Origin of the sequence: Saccharopolyspora sp. NPDC002686 (assembly GCF_040295745.1) — a bacterium.
In the GTDB taxonomy this organism is placed as follows: domain Bacteria; phylum Actinomycetota; class Actinomycetes; order Mycobacteriales; family Pseudonocardiaceae; genus Saccharopolyspora; species Saccharopolyspora oryzae.
Genome location: NZ_JBEOVY010000477.1, coordinates 1 through 4,747, shown reverse-complemented (window position 1 = coordinate 4,747; position 4,747 = coordinate 1). Strand labels below are relative to the sequence as shown.

At 70.8% G+C, this 4,747-nt stretch carries 5 protein-coding genes; 1 reads left to right on the top strand and 4 read right to left on the bottom strand.

Features of this window, described 5'->3' with window-relative positions:
• Positions 1-1,837: transketolase-like TK C-terminal-containing protein (locus ABTZ89_RS35860; RefSeq protein ID WP_351053375.1), on the top strand; the 1,837-nt coding region annotated here is incomplete at its 5' end.
• An 11-nt stretch (positions 1,838-1,848) separates the two neighbouring features.
• Here the strand turns inward: ABTZ89_RS35860 and ABTZ89_RS35855 are convergent.
• From ABTZ89_RS35855 to ABTZ89_RS35840, 4 genes are read right to left on the bottom strand one after another with little or no spacing between them, the layout of a single operon-like run.
• Entirely contained in the window at positions 1,849-2,613 is a 765-nt protein-coding gene (locus tag ABTZ89_RS35855) for a DUF3224 domain-containing protein (protein ID WP_351053373.1), read from the bottom strand.
• Between the two features lie 13 nt (positions 2,614-2,626).
• Entirely contained in the window at positions 2,627-3,493 is an 867-nt protein-coding gene (locus ABTZ89_RS35850; protein ID WP_351053371.1) for a Vgb family protein, read from the bottom strand.
• On the bottom strand, positions 3,490-4,131 hold the full coding sequence (locus tag ABTZ89_RS35845; protein ID WP_351053369.1) for a CatB-related O-acetyltransferase: 642 nt from the start codon (positions 4,129-4,131) through the stop codon (positions 3,490-3,492). The genes ABTZ89_RS35850 and ABTZ89_RS35845 overlap by 4 nt, the downstream gene beginning before the upstream one ends.
• The gene (locus ABTZ89_RS35840) at positions 4,113-4,508 is read right to left on the bottom strand and encodes a nuclear transport factor 2 family protein (protein WP_351053367.1); all 396 of its coding nucleotides are present in this window, start codon (positions 4,506-4,508) and stop codon (positions 4,113-4,115) included. The genes ABTZ89_RS35845 and ABTZ89_RS35840 overlap by 19 nt, the downstream gene beginning before the upstream one ends.
• Positions 4,509-4,747: the final 239 nt, after the last annotated feature.

Genomic DNA, 4,747 nt, shown 5'->3' with positions numbered 1-4,747 from the left:
GCAGATCTCGTCCACCGGGCGGGCGCGCGCTTGGGCGTTGGAGCACCTGGACCGGCCTTTGGCGCTGCGCGAGCTGGTGTGGATCGTGGACCTCAACCGCCAGTCGCTGGACCGCGTGGTGCCCAACATCGCGGCCGGTCGTCTGGCCGGCATGTTCGACGCCGCGGGATGGCAGGTCCTCACCCTGAAGTACGGCCAACTGCTGGAGTCGCTGTTCGCCCGCGCGGGCGGGGACGCATTGCGCGAGCGCATCGACTCGATGCCCAACCCCGAGTACCAGCGGCTCCTGCGCTGCTCCGCCGAGCAGCTCCGGGAACGACTGCCGGGTCGGGGAGCCGGGGCCGACCGGATCGCCGCGCTGATCGACGAGATCGACGACCAGACCCTGGCGGCGGCGATCCGCAACCTCGGCGGCCACGACCTCGAAGCGCTCGACGGAGCGCTTTCATCCATTGAGGACCATCGGCCGACGGTCATCTTCGCCTACACGGTCAAGGGTTACGGCCTGCCCACGCAGGGACATCCGCAGAACCACTCGTCGCTGCTGACCACCGAGCAGATGCAGGAACTCGCCGACCGCATCGGCACGGACCTGGAGCACCCGTGGCAGCGCTTCGCCGAGGACTCCGAGGCGGGTTTGCTCTGCGCCCGCACCAGCGCACGCCTGCGGCGGGAGAACCCGCCCCTGACCGAGGTTCCCGAGCTCCCGGCCGACATCGGGCGGACTCCCAGCGGCGTCGCCACGACCCAGGCGGCGCTGGGCCGCGTCCTGCTCGACCTGACCCGGGAGGCACCGGAGGCAGCGGGGCGGATCGTGACCGTCAGCCCGGACGTCAGTTCCACCACGAACCTCGGTGGCTGGGTGAACAAGGCGGGCGTCTGGTCGGCCGCCGAGCGGGTGAACTGGTTCGCCGACGACGCGGAGACGATCCTGCACTGGCGCGAACGGCCGGGCGGCCAGCACGTCGAGCTCGGCATCGCGGAGACGAACCTGGTCGGACTGCTCGGCGAGCTCGGCGCGACCTGGAGCCGGTGGGGACAGCCGCTGCTGCCGATCGGCGTGATGTACGACCCGTTCGTCGAACGCGCCCTGGAACCGTGGTCGTTCGGCATCTACGCGGGCGGGCAGTCGATCCTGATCGGCACCCCCTCCGGGGTCACGCTCGCCCCCGAAGGCGGCGCGCACCAGTCCATCACCACTCCGTCCATCGGCGTCGAGCAGCCGGGATGCGTCACCTACGAACCGGCGTTCGCCATCGACGTCGAGTGGTCGCTGCTGGCGAGCCTGGCCCTGCTGGGCAAGCCGGGTGGGAGCTCGGCGTACCTGCGGCTGTCCACCCGGCCCGTCGAGCAGTCCCTCGCCGCTGTTCCGACCGACCCGGCGGCCCGGGAGCGCCGACGCAAGCAGGTCGTCGCCGGCGGGTACGTGCTGCGCCGCTCCCCCGAGGCGCGCGTGACCATCGCGTCGATGGGCGCGACGATGACCGAAGCGCTCGCCGCGGCCGACCGCCTGCGCCAGATCGGCATCGAAGCCGACGTCGTGTGCGTGACCAGCCCGGGCTTGCTCTTCGAAGCCCTGCGCGCACGGCAGGGGCGCTCGGAGCACCCGAGCTGGATCCTCGACCAGATCTTCCCGGCGTCCGCGGCGAAACCGCTGGTCACCGTGCTCGACGGCCACCCGCACACGCTCGCCTTCCTGGCGACGATCAACCAGGTGCCCAGCCGCACCCTCGGTGTGACCGGCTTCGGCCAGTCCGGAAGCCTCGAAGACGTCTACCGCCACCACGGCATCGACACCGACAGCATCATCCACGCAGCCCTCGACCTCGTGGACTGACCACCGAACGCTCAGGAGAAGGCGTAGGTGAGGGTCAGGACTTCGGGGCGGGCTTCGGTGGCGCGACCGGACAGTCCGGCGAGTTCGCCCGTGCCCGAGTGCGGGACCACGGTGCCGAAGGTGCTCTGGTCGTCGCCGTCGGCCAGACCTCCGTGCTGGATCACGAAAGTGCCCTGGCGGCCTTCGAGGGTCCCGGTGATGAGCTCGGATGCGACGTAGCCGGCACCTGCGGTGCCCTGCGCGGTGAGCACCTCGGCGACCCCGGTTCCTTCCAGCGCTCCCCGGTAGGTCTTGCGGATGAGGATCCTGGTCAGCTTCGGGCCCTCGTCCGGCTCGTGGTGCGGTTGCTCGTCCCAGCTGTCGATGTCGAACTCCGCCTGGATCGTTCGGGGCGCGGGTTCGGTGCTCCACTCGACCAGTTGCAGCACGACGCCGTTGGGGTCGGTGACCTGGAAGAGCCGTTCGCCCCAGAGTTCCTCGCGCAGCGGCATGGTGATGTTGGCGCCTGCGGTGCGCAGGCGTTCCTGCTCTTCCTCGATCCCGGTCACCGTGAAGGCCAGGATCAGGCCGGACGCGCGCTGGTCGCGCTGGGCTTCGGGCAGGATGTCGGTCCCGCGTTGCAGCAGCACTACGTCGGCCGCTGCGCCGTCGCGGGTCAGCGAGACGAATCCCTCGGCGGCGTGCGCTTGTTCGTAGCCGAAGTGGGTGGTGAGGAAGTCGCGGGAAGCGGCCACGTCGTCGACGGTGAGCGAGGTGGTGGTTGCGGTGATGTTCAAGGTCGTTCCTCCGTCAGGGGGTGATGCGGGCGAGGGCACCGTGTTCCAGTGCCGTCCACAGTGCACTGTCGGGGCCGAGGGCGATGCCGTGCGGCTCGGAGCCGGGGGTGGGCAGGTCGTGGGTAGCGATCGCGCCGTCGGTGGTGATGGAGCCGACCCGGTTGCCGCCCCACTCGGTGAACCACAGCGCGCTGTCGCCGCCGGGAGCGATGGCGTGCGGGCGGCTGGTCCGGTCCGGCAGCGGGAATTCCGCCACCTGGCCGTCGACGGTGATCCGGCCGATCTGCCCGGCGGCGATCTCGACGAACCACAGCGCTCCGTCCGGCCCGGCGGCGATCCCGACCGGTGCGGCCGCTTCGGTCGGGATCGGGTGGACGGTGACCGCACCGTCCTGTCCGATCCGGCCGATCGCGTTGGCCTGGTTCAGGGTGAACCACATCCCGCCGTCGGGTCCGGCGGTGATCGCGGACGGGAACGCACCGGTCGTCGGGAGCGGGAACTCCGCCACCTCGCCGTCGGTGGTGATCCGCCCGATGCGGTCGGCGGCGGTCTCGGTGAACCACAACGCGCCGTCGGAGCCTGCAGCGATGCCGTACGGCCCGCACTCCGGCAGCGGGAACTCGGTGACCGCACCGCCGGTGGTGATCCGGCCGATCCGGTGCGCCTTGTACTCGGTGAACCACAAAGCACCGTCCGGCCCGGCGACGATGATCGTCGGCCCGGACTCCGGATCCAGCTGGTAGCTGGTCGGCTGCTCGCCGGGGACGAGCCGCCCGATCTGGCCACTGTGGACGAGCGTGTACCACAGGGCGCCGTCGAAGCCGGTGGTGATCGCGTACGGGCCGTTGCCGGGCACGGCGTGTTCCTCAACTGCGGTCATCGGATCCCCTCCGCGATGCGGGCGATGTCGGCCGGGGTCCCGGCCATGATGGTGCGGGCGTGTTCGGTGACCAGCTCGACCGGCCAGTCCCACCAGGCGGCGCGCAACAGCCAGTCGACGTCGGCGTCGGCGAAGCGCTGCCGGATCACGCGCGCCGGGTTGCCGCCGACGATCGCGTACGGCGGCACGTCGGCGGTGACCACCGCTCCCGCGGCGATGATGGCGCCGTCCCCGATCGTCACGCCGGGCATCACCGTGGCCCGGTAGCCGAACCAGACGTCGTTGCCGACCGCGGTGTCACCCCGGCTGGGCATGCCGGTGACGATGTCGAGCGTCTTCTCCGCCCACTCGCCGCCGAACATGGTGAACGGGAAGGTGGACACGCCCATCGTCGGATGCTCGGCGCCCGCCATCAGGAACCGGGTGCCGGCGGCGATCGCGCAGTACTTGCCGATGGTCAGCCGTTCCGGCCCGTAGGCGTAGAGCACGTTGCGGTGCTCGAACTCGGTCGCACCGTCCGGATCGTCGTAGTAGGTGTACTCGCCCACCGCGATCTTCGGTGAGCTGATCAGCGGTTTGAGGAACACCACCCGCTCGTGCGCGGGCAGCGGGTGGCGGGTCATCGGGTCAGGTGCCAACGTGCAACTCCTGGTTCGGGTGCGGGAACGGGGTCGAGGAAGCCGTAAACGCGGCGCAGGCGGGCGTGCTCGGTGACCAGGACGGCAAACCCGATGATCACGGGCGGACCGTCGACCGGCGCGAGCTCCCAGGTGAGGCGCGCGATGTGGTGGTGGCCGTCGACGCTGCCCGCCAGCCGGTACACCAGGTCCGGGAACTGCCGTTGGGCCGTGGCCACCACGTCCTCGACGGCGTCGCGGCCCTCGGCCGTCACGATCGGGTCGACGTAGCCGGCGTCCTCGGCCCAGAGCTCCCGGACGAGCACCCGGCGTCTGACCGGATCGCGCTCGTTCCACGTGGCCAGGTACCGCCTGGCCACCTCGTCGAGATCGGACATCGCCCCTCCTGCCGCTGTGCTCGGTGATCACGCTACGGCCGGGGACCGGGTGCGGAATCCGTCACAGCCAGGCAATCCGGCCCGGGATCGCCGGTCGGGTTAAGTACTGTCACCGGGTGTTGCGCGGACGGGATGCCGAGATATCGGTCATCGACCGGCTGCTGGCGGACTGCCGGGCCGGTCGCAGCGGGAGCCTGCTCATCACCGGGGAACCGGGCATCGAGGTCGGGTTCGGCTGG